Source organism: Pedococcus sp. P2_F6, from assembly GCF_056403675.1.
Window position 1 is genome coordinate 310,663 of the sequence record NZ_JBFUEZ010000001.1, and the last position, 15,353, is coordinate 326,015.

General features: G+C 71.6%; 14 protein-coding genes and 1 rRNA gene. All 15 read left to right on the forward strand.

Annotated elements, in window-relative coordinates; all coding sequences use genetic code 11:
• Positions 1-42 precede the first annotated feature (42 nt).
• A 5S ribosomal RNA gene (rrf, locus tag AC1DWP_RS01455) occupies positions 43-159 on the forward strand.
• A gap of 445 nt (positions 160-604) precedes the next feature.
• Complete coding sequence (locus AC1DWP_RS01460) at positions 605-1,351, forward strand: tetratricopeptide repeat protein (RefSeq protein WP_477612673.1); 747 nt, start codon at positions 605-607, stop codon at positions 1,349-1,351.
• Position 1,352: 1 nt separating this feature from the next.
• Positions 1,353-2,366 (forward strand): HAD-IIA family hydrolase, encoded by a 1,014-nt coding sequence (locus AC1DWP_RS01465; protein WP_477612674.1) that lies wholly within the window; start codon positions 1,353-1,355, stop codon positions 2,364-2,366.
• 48 nt (positions 2,367-2,414) lie between these two features.
• Positions 2,415-3,200 (forward strand): hypothetical protein, encoded by a 786-nt coding sequence (locus AC1DWP_RS01470; protein ID WP_477612675.1) that lies wholly within the window; start codon positions 2,415-2,417, stop codon positions 3,198-3,200.
• Complete coding sequence (locus AC1DWP_RS01475; protein WP_477612676.1) at positions 3,197-3,508, forward strand: hypothetical protein; 312 nt, start codon at positions 3,197-3,199, stop codon at positions 3,506-3,508. The genes AC1DWP_RS01470 and AC1DWP_RS01475 overlap by 4 nt, the downstream gene beginning before the upstream one ends.
• Positions 3,505-4,311: a TlyA family RNA methyltransferase gene (locus AC1DWP_RS01480; protein WP_477612677.1), complete on the forward strand. Its 807-nt coding sequence runs from the start codon at positions 3,505-3,507 to the stop codon at positions 4,309-4,311. Before AC1DWP_RS01475 ends, AC1DWP_RS01480 begins: the two co-directional genes overlap by 4 nt.
• Positions 4,312-4,336: 25 nt before the next feature.
• The gene (locus AC1DWP_RS01485) at positions 4,337-5,299 is read left to right on the forward strand and encodes an NAD kinase (protein ID WP_477612678.1); all 963 of its coding nucleotides are present in this window, start codon (positions 4,337-4,339) and stop codon (positions 5,297-5,299) included.
• 55 nt (positions 5,300-5,354) lie between these two features.
• The gene (gene recN, locus AC1DWP_RS01490) at positions 5,355-7,088 is read left to right on the forward strand and encodes a DNA repair protein RecN (protein ID WP_477612679.1); all 1,734 of its coding nucleotides are present in this window, start codon (positions 5,355-5,357) and stop codon (positions 7,086-7,088) included.
• 111 nt (positions 7,089-7,199) lie between these two features.
• Complete coding sequence (steA, locus tag AC1DWP_RS01495) at positions 7,200-8,384, forward strand: putative cytokinetic ring protein SteA (RefSeq protein ID WP_477612680.1); 1,185 nt, start codon at positions 7,200-7,202, stop codon at positions 8,382-8,384.
• Positions 8,381-9,322, forward strand: coding sequence for a copper transporter (locus tag AC1DWP_RS01500; protein ID WP_477612681.1), 942 nt, complete (start codon positions 8,381-8,383; stop codon positions 9,320-9,322). Before steA ends, AC1DWP_RS01500 begins: the two co-directional genes overlap by 4 nt.
• Before the next feature lie 5 nt (positions 9,323-9,327).
• A complete protein-coding gene (locus tag AC1DWP_RS01505) occupies positions 9,328-10,155 on the forward strand; it encodes a hypothetical protein (RefSeq protein WP_477612682.1) in 828 nt (275 codons plus the stop codon).
• 13 nt (positions 10,156-10,168) lie between these two features.
• Positions 10,169-11,821 (forward strand): murein biosynthesis integral membrane protein MurJ, encoded by a 1,653-nt coding sequence (murJ, locus tag AC1DWP_RS01510; RefSeq protein WP_477612683.1) that lies wholly within the window; start codon positions 10,169-10,171, stop codon positions 11,819-11,821.
• A complete protein-coding gene (locus tag AC1DWP_RS01515; protein ID WP_477612684.1) occupies positions 11,818-12,957 on the forward strand; it encodes a glycosyltransferase family 4 protein in 1,140 nt (379 codons plus the stop codon). Before murJ ends, AC1DWP_RS01515 begins: the two co-directional genes overlap by 4 nt.
• An 11-nt stretch (positions 12,958-12,968) precedes the next feature.
• Positions 12,969-14,675, forward strand: coding sequence for a CTP synthase (locus AC1DWP_RS01520; RefSeq protein WP_477612685.1), 1,707 nt, complete (start codon positions 12,969-12,971; stop codon positions 14,673-14,675).
• Positions 14,672-15,334 carry an NUDIX domain-containing protein gene (locus AC1DWP_RS01525; protein ID WP_477612686.1) on the forward strand — a complete coding sequence of 221 codons (663 nt, stop codon included), beginning with the start codon at positions 14,672-14,674 and terminating at the stop codon, positions 15,332-15,334. The genes AC1DWP_RS01520 and AC1DWP_RS01525 overlap by 4 nt, the downstream gene beginning before the upstream one ends.
• Positions 15,335-15,353 lie beyond the last annotated feature (19 nt).

A 15,353-nucleotide genomic window follows, 5' to 3' on the forward strand; every position in this document is an offset into this window, starting at 1 on the left:
ACGGTCGGGAAACTGAACCACTGATTGATATCTCCATAGAGTTTCGGCTGTCATAGCGAAGGGGAAACGCCCGGCTCCATTCCGAACCCGGAAGCTAAGCCCTTCAGCGCCGATGGTACTGCACTGGTTACGGTGTGGGAGAGTAGGACGCAGCCGGACATACTTTCAAAAGGGCCATCCCCATCGGGGATGGCCCTTTTGCATTCCCTTTTGCCTTTGATTCCCGGGGCATGAGCCCCGGCCCAGGGCCCGCAGCCCGTGGGCGGTGGTGCCCCGGGATGACCGCAGTCCGTAGACTGCGACCGATTACGTGCATAGCGAGGAGCAGATCGTGCCCGAGAACCAGCCAGGCCGAGGTGGCCAGGACCGTCGTCCCTCATCGGGTGGTGGTCGTCCCACCGGTGGTGGCCCCTCCAACGGACGCCCTGGCAGCGACCGCGGTGGTCGAGGTGGATCGAGCCCGCGTGGCGCGTCCGCGTCCCGCGGCGGTTCGGCACCTCGCGGTGGGTCACGGGATGCCAGTGCGTTCGACAATGGCGAGCGCGGCGGTCCACGTCTGGCCCCGAAGAAGCCCAAGCTGCCGGAACCTCGCATCGCCGATGGTGTGACGGGCAAGGAGCTGGATCGTTCGGTGCACCAGCAGCTGCGCACCCTGAGCAAGGAGAATGCCGAGGGGGTCGCGCAACACCTGGTGATGGCCGCGGCCCTGCTCGAGGTGGACGACCTCGAGAGCGCTGAGGCCCACGCCGAGACAGCGGTTCGTCGGGCTGGACGAGTCCCGGCCGCCCGCGAGGCGCTCGGCCTGGTGGCGTACCGCAAGGGGGAGTGGGCACGGGCCCTCAGCGAGTTCCGCACCGCGCGCCGACTCAGCGGCTCCTCGCACCTGCTCGCGCTCATGGTCGACTGCGAACGCGGTCTCGGCCGGCAGGAGCGCGCCCTCGAGCTCGCCATGTCTCCGGAGGCGAAGACCCTGGCCGTGGAGGACCGGGTCGAGCTGGCCATCGTGATCTCCGGCATCCGTCGCGACCTCGGTCAGCTGGAGGCTGCCCAGCTGGCGCTGGAGATTCCCCAGCTCAAGGCGGGGCGCAAGCCCTGGACGGCGCGGTTGTCCTATGCCTACGCCGAGACACTCCTGGCCCTCGGCCGTGAGGACGACGCCCGAGAGTGGTTCGCGCGGGCGGCCGACGCTGACGACGACCTGGAGACCGACGCCGCCGAGCGTCTCGCCGAGCTGGACGGCGTCATCCTGACCGACCTGCTCGAGGGTGAAGAGGACGACGCGGACGAGGGCGAGAGCGCCGCAGACACCCCGTCCGCTGGCGGAAGGGCTCCCCGCGAGGACGCCCGCTAGCGTGCCCGGGTTGGTGGAGCGGTATGCCGCGGTGGTCTGTGACCTCGACGGGGTGGTCTACCGCGGACCCGAGGCGGTGGACCACGCTGTCACCGCGTTGACCGCGTTGACCGTGCCCATCGTGTACGCCACCAACAACGCCTCGCGCCCGCCCGAGGAGGTCGCGGCGCACCTCACCGACCTCGGCCTCCACGTGACCGGACGCGACGTCGCGACCAGTTCGCAGGCCGGTGCCGTCGCCTTGTCAGGGCTGCTGCCCGCAGGATCGAGAGTCCTGGCGATCGGCGGTGTGGGTGTCCGCGAAGCACTCCAGAACCAAGGCTTCACGGTGGCGACGCCCCAGCAGACGCGCGACGAGCCGGACCTCGCGGTGGCCGGCGTGCTCCAGGGCTACGGGCCGTCCGTCACCGCGGCGGACCTCGCGGAGGCTGCCTATGCCGTGTCTGCGGGCGCTGTCTGGGTGGCGACCAACACCGACGGCACCCTGCCAACCCACCGCGGGACTGCTCCGGGGAACGGCACCCTCGTCTCGGCGGTGCAACGTGCTACGGGCCGCGACCCGCTCGTGGTCGGCAAGCCGCATGCGCCGTTGTACCAGCTCTGCGCGCAACGCCTCGACCGGTCGCCGGCCCAGGTGCTGGCCGTCGGTGATCGCCTGGACACGGATGTCGCCGGGGCCGTGGAGGCAGGAATGGACTCGGCACTGGTGCTGACCGGGGTCGACACGGTGTCCAGCCTGGCCGTGGCGCCGGCCGCGTTGCGTCCCACGTATCTTCTCGAGGACCTGCGCGCACTCACGGAGCCCTACCAGTCGGCGGAGACCGACTACGTCTGGTGGGTGTGTGGCGCGGACCGCCGTCGCATCATCGACGGTGCGTGGGACGTTGCCAGCGTCGGGAGTCCCATCGAGTCCGCTCGAGCGGGAACGGCCTGCCTGCACGAGGCGCTCGACCACGAGGAGCTCGATCTCGACGCGGTGCGCAGACTCGTTCCCGAGATCGACGCGTGGCAGTAGCGTGAGGGGCGCGAGCGGCATCCCGCCGCTCCGTCGAGGAGGACCATCGTGGCTTTCGAATCAGTGCGCAACTATGTGCAGCTCGCCAGTGGGCTGGGCGAGATGACCAAGGCCAGGGCGATGGAGGCAGCCCAGGGGCTGCTGGCGCTCCCCGGAGCCGACGAGGTCACCCGCCGGGCAGTCCAGGCCTCGACACTCGCCGACCAGCTGCTCGAGGCTGCGCGCGCCAACCGGGCGAACCTGCTCACCCTCGTGCAGGGTGAGGTGGAATCTGCCCTGAAGAGGGCAGACGTAGCCCGCGTTGCCGACGTGGATGCTGCCAGGGCGGCGTTGACGCTGGTCACCAAGGAGCTGGCCGAGCTGCGGGCGATGCTCACCGCCACCGGTGCGGCTGCGGTCGCCGGAGCCTCGCGCAGTCCGCTCGCTCGCTCGGTCGGCGTGTCGGGAGCGGTGACGACGGCCCACCGGGCACCGGCACCCGCCGCTGAGCCGGCATCTGTGTCGACGTCCGCCGCGCCCGCACCTCCCGCTACTCCCGCCCCCAGGAAGTCCGCAGCCAAGAAGACCGCCGCCACGGGGGCTGCGCGCAGCGCCAGTGCGCGGACCGTGAAGAAGGCTGCGGCGAAGAAGACCACCGCGACCACGACTGCGCCGGCCGTGAAGAAGGCCACCGCGAAGAAGGCCACAGCCACGAAGGCCACGGCGAGGAAGGCGACCGCGAAGAAGGCCACCGCCACGAAGAGCACGGCCACGAAGAGCACGGCGACGAAGGCCGCCACCAAGAAGTCCACGACCGCGAAGACTTCCACGACTGCCAAGAAGGCCTCAGAGTGACCGACCAGAACCCTGACGAGACCGTCGCGGCCGTCGAGCCCGATGCACCGAGTGACGTCCAGGCTGAAGCACCGGACACCAGCCATCGTGCCGAGGTTGCCCGCGCCTCCCGGCACGAGAACCCGACCGACCGCGCCGAGTCACTCGGCACCGGTTTGGGCGACCAGGCCACCGGCGACATCGTGATCGACGCGTCCTTGCAGGACCTCAAGGACGCACCCAGCGACGACCTCGACGCCCAGATCGAGGCAGGCCAGCGGGTGCAGCAGACCCTCCAGTCGCGGCTGTCCGACCTCGGCGGCGAGTGAGCGACCCGGCCCGGCTCGACCTCGAGCTCGTCCGGCGTGGACTGGCGCGGTCCAGGGGGCACGCCCGTGCCCTGATCGACGCTGGTGACGTGAGCATCGGGGGCAAGCCCGCTGCCAAACCTGCCACCCCGGTCGGCGCCGACCAGCACATCGAGGTGCGCGAGGAGGGACCGCGGTGGGTGAGTCGCGCGGCATACAAGCTCGTGGGTGCGTTGGAGGCCTTCGGACCCGCAGGGCTCACGGTGGCAGGCAAGCGATGCCTCGACGTGGGCGCGTCGACCGGCGGGTTCACCCAGGTGCTGTTGCACCACGGCGCCGCCCATGTGACGGCGCTCGATGTCGGGCACGGTCAGCTGGTGCCCGAGCTGGCCGCCGACGCGAGGGTCACCGACCGGTCGCGCACGACCGTCCGCGGCCTCTCCGCTGACGAGGTCGGGGGAGCGGTCGAGCTGCTCGTCGCCGACCTGAGCTTCATCTCGCTCACCCTGGTCCTCGACACTTTTCGCGGGCTGCTCCTCGACACCGGCGACGCGATGGTGCTGGTCAAGCCCCAGTTCGAGGTGGGTCGCACCCGGCTCGGCAAGGGTGGCATCGTCCGCACCCAGGGTGATCGGGCCTGGGCCGTCACCGAAGTCGCCCGCGCAGCCGTGGCGGCCGGGCTGCATCCGCGAGCCCTGGCCAGGAGCCCGATCGAGGGCAGCGAGGGCAACGCGGAGTACCTGTTGTGGCTGACCCCCCGCGACGCCGAGTCGATGGGGTGGGAGGCTCTGGTGAGCAGAGCCGACGAGGTGACCGCACCGTGACCGACGACATCGTGGGGAGAGCACCGTGAGCCCAGGGAGTACCACGCAGCGCCGCAAGGTCCTGCTCGTGGCCCACCCGCGTCGCCAGGAGGCCCAGGACGTCGCGGCGGAGGTCGTCAAGCGCCTCTACGCCGCCGGCATCGAGGTGGTCGTCCAACGTGACGAAGCCACCGCCGTGAAGCTGTCCCAGCACCCGGGCGTCACCCTGGTCGACGACGGCAACGCCGCGGCAGTGGGGTGCGAGCTGGTCTGCGTGCTCGGTGGGGACGGCACCATCCTGCGCGGGGCCGAGGTGTCGCGGGGGACCGGGGCGCCGCTGCTCGGCGTCAACCTCGGCCACGTGGGCTTCCTCGCCGAGGCCGAGCGCGAGGACATCGACGCCACGGTGGAGCACATCGTCGCCAGGACGTACTCCGTCGAGGAACGCATGACCCTCGAGGTGACGGCGCACGTCAACGGCGATCCCGTCTACACGAGCTGGGCGCTCAACGAGGTCACCGTCGAGAAGGCCAACCGCGAACGCATGTTGGAGGTCGTCGCCGAGATCGACGGTCGTCCCCTCACCACCTGGGGGTGCGACGGTGTGGTCGTCGCGACGCCCACCGGGTCGACGGCCTACGCGTTCTCCGCCGGAGGGCCGGTGGTCTGGCCCGACGTCGAAGCCCTCCTGCTGGTCCCGATCAGCGCGCACGCCCTGTTTGCCCGGCCCATGGTGCTCGGACCCAACTCGCACCTCGCCCTCGAGGTCGTCCCCGACACCCTCGGCACCGGGGCGCTCTGGTGCGACGGCCGACGCGCCGTCGACCTGCCACCGGGCGCCCGCATCGAGGTGGTGCGGTCGCAGACACCTGTCCGGCTGGCCCGGCTCACCACCTCACCGTTCACCGACCGGTTGGTGGCCAAGTTCGACCTGTCCATCCACGGCTGGCGCGGCGAGGCACGGCGCGAGGATGCCGCCCGAGCAGGCCACCTTCCCCAGCAGGGGTGAAGCCCCACCGCCAGCCTGACCGTCGGCGTCGGTCGTGCGTGAGAGGCTGTGCACCGTGCTGTCCGAACTGAGGATCCAGGGACTCGGCGTCATCGACGACGCCGTCCTCGAGCTGCACCCCGGGCTCAACGTCGTCACGGGTGAGACCGGCGCCGGCAAGACCATGGTGGTGACCGGTCTGGGACTGCTCCTCGGCGCCCGCGCGGACGCCGGGCTCGTGCGCGCCGGTGCAGGCACCGCCGTGGTCGAGGGTGTCGTGGACGTGGCGTCCGACCATCCCGCGGCGGTGCGGGCTGCCGAGGCAGGAGCCGACGTGACAGACGGCCTGGTGCTGGTGCGTTCGGTGTCAGCTGAGGGCCGGTCGAGGGCCCACGTCGGTGGGCGGACGGCTCCCGTGGGTGTGCTCAGCGAGATCGGCGAGCACCTCGTGGCCGTCCATGGCCAGGCCGACCAGTGGCGGCTCCGGCAGAGCGACCAGCACCGCGCCGTCCTCGACCAGTTCGGGGGAGCGCCCCTGCACAAGGTCCTGCAGCGCTACACCGACGTCTATGACGCGCATCAGGCGGCGGCGGCCGAGCTAGCCGGACTGCGCGAGCAGGCCCGCGACCGGGCTCGCGAGATCGAGGTGCTTCAACACGGGCTCGAGCAGCTCGAGCAGGTCGACCCGCAGTCTGGCGAGGATGGCGATCTGCGCGTCGAGGACGAGCGCCTCGGCCACGCCGAGGGCCTTCGCCGGGCCGCGTCCCTCGCCCACGACCACCTCGCGGGCGAGGAGTATGCCGCGGAGCCGGCCCCCAGCGCGGTCGAGAGGATCGCCGCGGCGCGTCAGGCCCTCACGGGCGAGGTCGAGCACGACCCAGCCCTGCGTGAGCTGGACCGTCGGCTGGCCGATCTGGGCTACCTGGCGGCCGATTTGGCGGCCGACCTGAGCGCGTACCTCACCGACGTGGAGGTCGACCCCGCCCGGATGGCGTGGGTGCAGCAGCGCCGCGCCGACCTCACGGCGCTGACCCGCAAGTACGGCGAGACGATCGACGACGTCCTGGAGTGGGGCCGCCTCTCGGCGCAGCGGCTGGACACCCTCATGGGCTCGGACAGCCGGATCGAGGCCCTGGAGCCCGAGGTGGTCCGGCTGACCCAGGAGCGCGCAGACGCGGCACGAGCTCTGACCAAGGCACGGGGTGCCGCGGCCAAGCGCCTCGCTGGCGCAGTGACCGGAGAGCTCGCCCACCTGGCGATGGGTCAGGCGACGGTCGACGTCGCCGTGCGCCCCCGGTCCGCCGGCCTGGCCGGCCACGGCGGCGACGACGTCGAGATCCTGCTGGCGGCCAACCCCGGCAGTCCCGCCCGGACTGTGGCCAAGGCGGCCTCCGGCGGTGAGCTGTCGCGGGTGATGCTGGCCCTCGAGGTGGTCACCGGCGCTGCCGGGGGGACCGACGTCCCCACCTTCGTGTTCGACGAGGTCGATGCCGGGGTCGGAGGGGCTGCCGCGCTCGACGTCGGCGCGCGGCTGGCCGCGCTCGCCCAGCACGCCCAGGTCGTGGTGGTGACCCACCTGCCACAGGTGGCTGCCTACGCCGACCGGCACCTCGTGGTCCGCAAGTCCAGCGACGGGCACATCACGTCCAGTGGCGTGCACGCGCTCGACGGCGACGAGCGGCTCCGCGAGCTGGCGCGGATGATGGCCGGGGTCGACACCGGCACGGCTCTCGACCACGCCCGCGAGCTCGTCGAGGAGACCGCCTCCCGGCGGGCGGCTGCCGCCCCCACCTCCACTGTCCGCGTCTGACCACCGGGCCCGCGCAGCAGCGGGCTGACCGTCGGCGTGATCGAAGTCGCCCTCGGGCTCCCGCGTGGGGGCTCGCGGCAGACGCAAGGGCCCATGGGAGGATGGAACACCATGCCTTTGAAGTTCCCCCGCCAACGCGCCCGCGACCCCGAGACCCCGGGGGTACGCGGGCTGGTCCGCGTGGACGCCCGCACCAAGAACCTCACCAAGCGCCTGCGACCTGGTGAGATCGCGGTGATCGACCACCAGGACATCGACAAGGTCAGTGCCGAGGCGTTGCTCGCCTGTCGGCCGGCCGCGGTGATCAACGCGGCACCGTCGATCTCCGGGCGCTACCCCAACCTGGGGCCCGAGATTCTCGTGGACGCGGGCGTCCCGCTGATCGACAACGTCGGCAAGGACGTCATGCACGACCTGCACGAAGGTCAGCAGGTCCGCATCGAGGGCGACCAGATCTGGGTGGGCGACGAGGTCGTCGCCAAGGGCCAGGCCTTCGACCACGAGCTGGTCGCGTCGTCCATGGTCGAGGCCAGGGCTGGGCTGGCCGTCCAGCTCGAGGCGTTCGCAGCCAACACGATGGAGTACCTCCGCCGGGAGCGCGACCTCCTGCTCGACGGTGTCGGTGTCCCCGACATCACGACCAAGATCGACGGTCGGCACGCGTTGATCGTCGTGCGCGGCTACCACTACAAGGAAGACCTGCGCATGTTGCGCAGCTACATCCGCGAGTACCGTCCGGTCCTCATCGGCGTGGACGGGGGTGCCGACGCGCTCCTCGAGGTCGGGCTCAAGCCGGACCTGGTCGTCGGCGACATGGACTCGGTGTCCGACTCGACATTGCGCTGCGGCGCCGAGATCGTCGTCCACGCCTACCGCGACGGCAATGCCCCCGGGCTGGAGAGGGTTCGGCGGCTGGGCGTCGAACCTGTCGTCTTCCCCGCCACCGGGACCAGCGAGGACGTCGCCATGCTGCTCGCCGATGACAAGGGTGCCGAGCTGATCGTGGCCGTCGGCACCCACGCCACCCTGGTCGAGTTCCTCGACAAGGGTCGCAGCGGGATGGCCAGCACCTTCCTCACCAGGCTGCGCGTGGGTGGCAAGCTCATCGACGCCAAGGGGGTCAGCCGACTCTACCGCTCGCGCATCTCCAATCTTGCCCTCACGCTCATGTTGCTCGTGGGTCTCAGCGCCCTGCTCGCCGCGCTGTGGTCCACGACGGGTGGGCGCGCGTTCCTCCAGGTGCTCGGCGCCCGCTGGGACGACTTCTGGTCCTTCGTCGTAGGAATCCTCACGTGATCGACTTTCGCTACCACCTCGTCTCGATCGTCTCGATCTTCATGGCCCTGGCTGTGGGCATCGTGCTCGGCGCCGGCCCGCTCAAGGAGGACATCGGCAACACGCTCACCTCAGAGGTGAAGAACCTGCGAGCCGACAAGGCTGCGCTGCGGGGTGAGCTCGACGTGGCCGAGAAGGGCACCAAGGCCCGTGACGAGTTCACTTCCGCGAGCAACCGCAGCCTGCTCGCGGAGCGGCTCAAGGGCACGACGGTGACTGTCGTCGTGCTGCCCGGTGCGGACGCGAACCTCGTCAAGACGACGCAGGGCACGCTGGCCATTGCAGGTGCCGTGGTCGGCTCGACGATCTCGGTGCAGGACAACTGGATCGACCCCGACAAGGCCGCGTTCCGGGCGACCCTCGGCCAGCAGCTGGCCAGCCAGGTCGGGGTGCCTGTGGACCAGTCCGGCGGGGACGTCGTCAACGACGTGCTCGCGCGGTCGGTGCTGGCCAAGGCGGGCTCGACGTCGGCGGGCGCCGCCGCAGCCCTCGAGGGTCTGCGCACGGGCGACCTCATCCGCTACACCCCCGACCAGGTGGGGGTGTCCTCCATCGCCGTCATCGTGGCGGGACCGGTGACCGGTTCCGACGCCACGGCCCGCGAACAGCGCGCGACGGGCCTGAGCCGACTGGCGGGTGCGCTCGACGGGGCGGGGGCCGGAGCGGTCCTCATCGCCCAGAGCGCAGCGTCGGGAGGGACCAACGCCACCTCCGTGATCAGCACCGCCCGTGAGGACGGCGACCAGGCCAAGGTGCTGTCCACCGTCGACAACGCCGAGCTCCCCATGGGTCAGGCCAGCCTTGTCTTCGGACTGCTCGAGCAGGAGGCCGGCAAGTCGGGACAGTACGGCCTCGCGTCCGACGCCGCGGCCGCGTTCCCCCAGCTGGCGACCAAGTAGCCGCCGTGCGTGCACTGGTGTCCGGCGCCGTGGCAGGCGCCCTCGCGGCCGCCGCCCTGCGTCTGCTGCGCGAGCGCCCGCCGGGCGGGTCAGTCACCTGGGACCGCACCAACCACGCAGGGCGCACGGTCACCCTCCTCGAGGGTCCTGCGTATGCCGTCGGAGCCGCGGGCGCGTCAGCCCTGCTGGGTGCCGGCCCAGGCCCCGTGGTGGCCGCCGTGGCCTCGGCTGGACTCGGCGGCCTCGACGACCTGGCCGGCGACTCCAGCAGCAAGGGTCTCAAGGGTCACTTGAGCGCCCTGGCCCGCGGTGAGGTCACCACCGGCGCAGTGAAGATCGTGGGCCTCGGCATCACCGGCCTGGTGTCGGCCGCGCTCATCGACCGGGCCTCGCGCGCTGCCGACGCCAACGGGGCACGCGGCATACCCGGGGCTGTCGACACGCTCGTGGGCGGCGCCGTGATCGCGGGCACGGCGAACCTGCTCAACCTGCTCGACCTGCGCCCCGGCCGCGCCCTCAAGGCCACGATCCTGCTCGGCGCGCTCACCGCGACGTCACGGCTTTCAGGGGCTGCCGCGGGCGCCGCGGCCGGCGCCGCCGTGGGGCTTCTGGGTCCCGATCTCTCCGGTGAGGCGATGCTGGGTGACACCGGGGCCAACAGCGCCGGAGCACTGCTCGGCACCGCACTCGTCCAGCGCACCGGCAGGCGGGGGCGATGGGTCGCACTCGGCGCCCTGACCGCCCTGACCCTGGCCTCCGAGAAGGTGTCCTTCACCCAGGTCATCGAGTCCACCCCGGTGCTGCGCCAGCTGGACGCCCTGGGTCGTCGATGATGCGGTGCCGCCGATGACGGCGAGGTCGGTCGGCACCTCGGTCGCCAGGGCCGCGGCAGTGATCGCGGTCGTGACGCTGCTCGCCCGGCTGGCTGGTTTCGGGCGCACCATCGTGTTCTCGCGCACCGTCGGCGCCGGTGGGGTGGGCGACACCTACCAGACCGTCAACATGCTCCCGAACGTCGTCTACGAGGTCGCCGCCGGTGGGGCCCTGGCGGCCGTCGCCGTGCCCCTCATCGCCGGACAGCTCGCCTCCGGTCGCAGCGAGGACGCCGACCGCACCGCGTCGGCCCTCCTGACCTGGGCGGTCTCCGTGCTGGTGCCCCTGTCGGCCCTGCTGGCGCTGTCGGCACCGTGGATCAGCGACCTCCTGTTCCGCAAGAGCAGGGTGGCCGGCGCCGCCGAGCTCGGCACCACGATGCTCGTGGTGTTCGCGCCTCAGGTGGCGCTCTACGGTGTCGGCGTCGTGCTGGCGGGGGTGCTGCAGGCCCACCGCAGGTTCCTCGCCGCAGCACTGGCGCCCCTGCTGTCCAGCCTCGTGGTCATCAGCGCCTACGTCGCCTACCGGTTCGCGGCCGCGCCCGGGACCACCCCCGCGGACCTGTCCACCGGTGCGATGTGGGTGCTGGCGGGTGGCACCACGCTCGGCGTAGTCGTGCTGAGCCTGCCGCTGCTCGTGCCCGCCGTGCGGGCCGGGGTACGCCTCAGACCCACGTTCACCTTTCCCGCCGGCGTGGCCCGCCGCGCCGGCTCGCTCGCCGCTGCGGGCGTCCTCGCCCTCGTCGCACAGCAGACCGCGGTCGCGGCGACGTTGTGGCTCACCCACGCGCCGCGCACCATCGACACCGGTGTCGTCAACGTCTACACCTACGTCCAGGCGGTCTACCTGCTCCCGTATGCCGTGCTGGCCGTCCCGATCGCGACGTCTGCCTTTCCCGCGCTGGCCCACACCAGCGCCGCCGAGGAGCTGCAGGAGCAGGTCGGGACCTCCGCGCGCGACACCCTGGCAGGCGCCCTCAGGGGGATCCTGCTGCTCACGGCCGGCGCGGTCACCGTGCTGATGGCCGTCGCCCGCCCGGTCGGGGTGTTCTTCGGTTCGTTCGACAGCGCGGCCAACGCCGGTGGGGCCGCCGCCCTGGCAGCGTTGCCCGGTGCCCTGTCGGCCTACGCACCCGGACTCGTGGGCTTCTCGGTGGCCGCGCTGCTGACCCGCGCTCTCTATGTCCGAGGCCGCCCGCTCCATGCGGCCCTGGCCGTGGCGGCCGGGTGGGCCCTGGCCGCACTCATCCCCATCGCGCTCATCCCTGAGAGCTCGGGTGCCGGCACCACGTTGGGCCTGCTCGGCGTCGGCTCGACCCTCGGCATGACCGTCTCGGCCGTCCTGCTGGCCCTGCTGGTCCGCAGGGCCTGGGGCGCCGAGGCCGTCCAGGGCTCGGGCCGGACGCTCGGGGCTGCCGTCGTGGCGGTGGCGGTCGGCCTCGCAGTGGGCGACACCGTGGCGAGAGGCCTGTCGCCGGACTCCCTGTGGTCGGCCCTGGGCAGCGGTCTGCTGACCGGGCTGGTGACGCTGGTGGCCTACCTGGGCGTGATGATGGTGGCCGACCGCAAGGCCATGCAGGCACTGCGCGAGCGTGGCCGCAGTCGGCGCCGAGGGAGCGAGCTGTGAAGGTCGTGATGCTCATCGGGCGCAGCACCGGCGGCATCGGGACCCATGCTGTCGACCTTGCGCAGGGGCTGCGCCAGCTGGGCGACGATGTCAGCCTCGTCACCGACCAGCTGACCGCCGACAGGTTCGGCATCGCGCAGGCACGGCTGTGGTGGCCTGGCCGGGCAGCCGGGGTGATCGGCTCACTGCGCCACCTGTGGCGGCTGCGCCGCCTCATCCGGGGTGCCGAGGTCGTGCACGCCCACGGGCACCAGGCTGGTCTGGTGGCGACCCTGGTCGCCGTCGGGACGCGCACCCCGGTGGTGGTGAGCCAGCACAACGCCGTCCTGACCACGGGCGGTCTGCGTGGTCGCGTCTCGACGACGGTCCAGCGCTTCGTCGCTCGTCGTGCCACCCTGGTCACCGGCGCCAGCGGCGACCTCGTCGACGAGGCTCGACGCCATGGCGCGCACCAGCCACGCCTCGCGCCGGTGCCGTCGCCGCGGGTGCCCGGGCTGCTCACCCACGAGCCGCCGGGCGATGACGAACGCGGAGCGTTGGCGGTGGATCTGCTGCGGGACAACGGAATCGAGACCGCGGCTGGCGTCCCGCTGATGGTGACCATCGCCAGGATCGCCCCGCAGAAGGACCTCGAGACCCTGGTCGACGCCGCGGCCTCGGTATCGGTCCGAATGGGTGAGAAACCTGCGCCACCTGCGGTGTGGGTGGTCGTGGGTGATGGTGAGGACGGCCTGCTCCGCGGGCTGCGGCTGAGGGCCGAAGCCGTCGGTGCGCCGGTCCACTTCGTCGGGTCGCAGGCCGAGCCCGAGCGCTGGCTGCGTGCGGCTGAGGTCTTCGTGCTCCCGAGCCGCTGGGAGGCACGCGCCCTGGTCGTGCAGGAGGCCATGGCGGCGGGCGTGCCGGTCGTGGCCACCGACACCGGCGGCCTCAGGGACCTCGTGGCGGGCGTGGGCACCCTCGTGCCCGTGGGCGACCCCTCGGCCCTCGCAGGCGCCGTGGAGCGCTATCTCACGGACCCAGCCGCACGGCATACCGCCTCCAGGGCCGGCCGGGAGCGCGCCACATCGTGGGACGACGGCAAAGCCACGGCGAGTCGCTGGCACGACTGGTACTCAGCCCTGCCCGGGATGACGTAGGCTTGAACCCCGTGGTGGAACAGACGAAACACATCTTCGTAACCGGCGGCGTTGCCTCTTCTCTGGGCAAGGGACTGACCGCCTCCAGCCTCGGACATCTGCTCCGTGCTCGCGGTCTGCGGGTGACGATGCAGAAGCTCGATCCCTATCTCAACGTGGATCCGGGCACGATGAACCCGTTCCAGCACGGTGAGGTCTTCGTGACCGACGACGGCGCCGAGACGGACCTCGACATCGGTCACTACGAGCGCTTCCTCGACAGCAACCTCGTGGGCAGGGCGAACGTCACGACGGGGCAGATCTACAACCAGGTGATCGCCAAGGAGCGGCGCGGGGAGTACCTCGGCGACACCGTCCAGGTGATCCCGCACATCACCAACGAGATCAAGGAGCGCATGCGGGCCCAGGCGGCCGGCAGCCCCGGGGTCTCGCGGTCCGAGGCTCCCGACATCATCATCACCGAGATCGGCGGCACGGTCGGCGACATCGAGTCGCTGCCCTTCCTCGAGGCCGCTCGCCAGGTCCGCCATGACGTGGGCCGCGACAACGTCTTCTTCCTGCACGTCTCGCTGGTGCCCTACCTCGCCCCGAGCGGCGAGCTCAAGACCAAGCCCACCCAGCACTCCGTTGCCGCGCTGCGGCAGGTCGGCATCCAGCCTGACGGGCTCGTGCTGCGTGCGGACCGCGAGATCCCGGACGGCATCAAGCGCAAGATCTCGCTGATGTGCGACGTCGACACCGAGGCCTGCGCCGCGGCCGTCGACGCCCCGAGCATCTACGACATCCCGAAGGTCCTGCACAAGGAGGGGCTCGACGCCTACGTCATCCGTCGCCTCGGCCTGAACTTCCGTGACGTCGACTGGCACGACTGGGACGAGCTGCTGCGGCGGGTGCACAGCCCCGAGCACACCGTCGAGATCGCCCTCGTCGGCAAGTACATCGACCTGCCGGACGCCTACCTGTCGGTCACCGAGGCCATGCGGGCCGGCGGGTTCCACCACGACGCCAAGGTCTCGATCCGCTGGGTCGCCAGCGACGAGTGCCAGACCGAGTCCGGCGCCCAGAAGGCCCTCGGCGGGGTCGACGCCGTCCTCGTGCCGGGCGGCTTCGGAGTTCGCGGCATCGAGGGCAAGCTCGGTGCCCTCCGGTGGGCCCGCGAGCGCCAGGTCCCGACGCTGGGCATCTGCCTCGGGCTGCAGTGCATGGTCATCGAGTACGCCCGGAACGTCGCCGGCATCGCCGGCGCCAGCTCGACCGAGTTCGACCCCCAGACGCCTGCTCCGGTCATTGCGACGATGGAGGAGCAGAAGGCTTTCGTCGAGGGCGCGGGAGACCTCGGCGGCACCATGCGCCTCGGTTCCTACCCGGCCAAGCTCGCCGAGGGATCAGTCATCGCGGAGGCCTACGGCGCCGTGGCGGTCGACGAGCGGCACCGGCACCGCTACGAGGTCAACAACGGCTACCGAGCTCAGCTCGAAGAGGCCGGGCTGGTCTTCTCCGGCCTGTCGCCGGACGACAACCTCGTCGAGTTCGTGGAGCTGCCCCGCGAGGTGCACCCCTACTACGTCTCCACGCAGGCGCACCCCGAGTTCAAGTCCCGACCGCACCGGGCCCATCCGTTGTTCGCGGGACTGGTCGAGGCCGCCATCAACGCCCAGCGTGCGGCGCGGCTGGTCGAGGTCGAGCGACCGCGCAGCACGGTCGACGCCTCCGCGTGAGCGAGGGACACGGGGGGTCCGGCGCCCCGGGAGAGCTCGCCGACCGCCACGAGGCCCTGCCGGTGCGCCACTCCGAGGTGGTCATGCACGGGCTGGTCTGGGACGTCGTGCGCGACCGCGTCGACCTCGGTGAGGCCGGCGAGGTGACCCGCGAGTACGTCCGTCACCCCGGCGCAGTGGCCGTGGCCGCCCTCGACGACGAGGGTCGGCTCTGCCTCATCCAGCAGTACCGGCACCCGGTGCGGTCCTTCGAATGGGAGATCCCGGCCGGGCTCCTCGACGTCGCGGGGGAACCGCCCCACGTGGGTGCCGCTCGCGAGCTGCACGAGGAAGCCGACCTGACCGCCGCGACCTGGCACGTGCTCGCCGACTACGTCAGCTCACCAGGCGGCCTCGACGAGGCCCTGCGGATCTACCTCGCGCGCGACCTCACCCGCGTTCCCGAGTCCGAGCGCCATGCCAGAGATGGCGAGGAGCTCGGTATGCCGGTGCGCTGGGCCCCGCTCGAAGAGGTGCGCGACGCGGTCCTCGCCGGCCGCGTCACCAACGCCACGATCGCGATCGCGGTCCTCGCTGCCCTCGCGGCACGGGACCTGGACTGGGCCACGCTCCGGGCGCACGACGCCCCGTGGCCGAGCCACCCGGCATTCCGGGGGTAGTCGGATCGGCCGGGTGTGG

Excerpts from the sequence above, each read along its gene's own strand:
- steA (WP_477612680.1), top strand. The coding sequence starts at position 7,200 with ATGCCTTTGAAGTTCCCCCGCCAACGCGCCCGCGACCCCGAGACCCCG.
- murJ (WP_477612683.1), top strand. The coding sequence starts at position 10,169 with ATGACGGCGAGGTCGGTCGGCACCTCGGTCGCCAGGGCCGCGGCAGTG.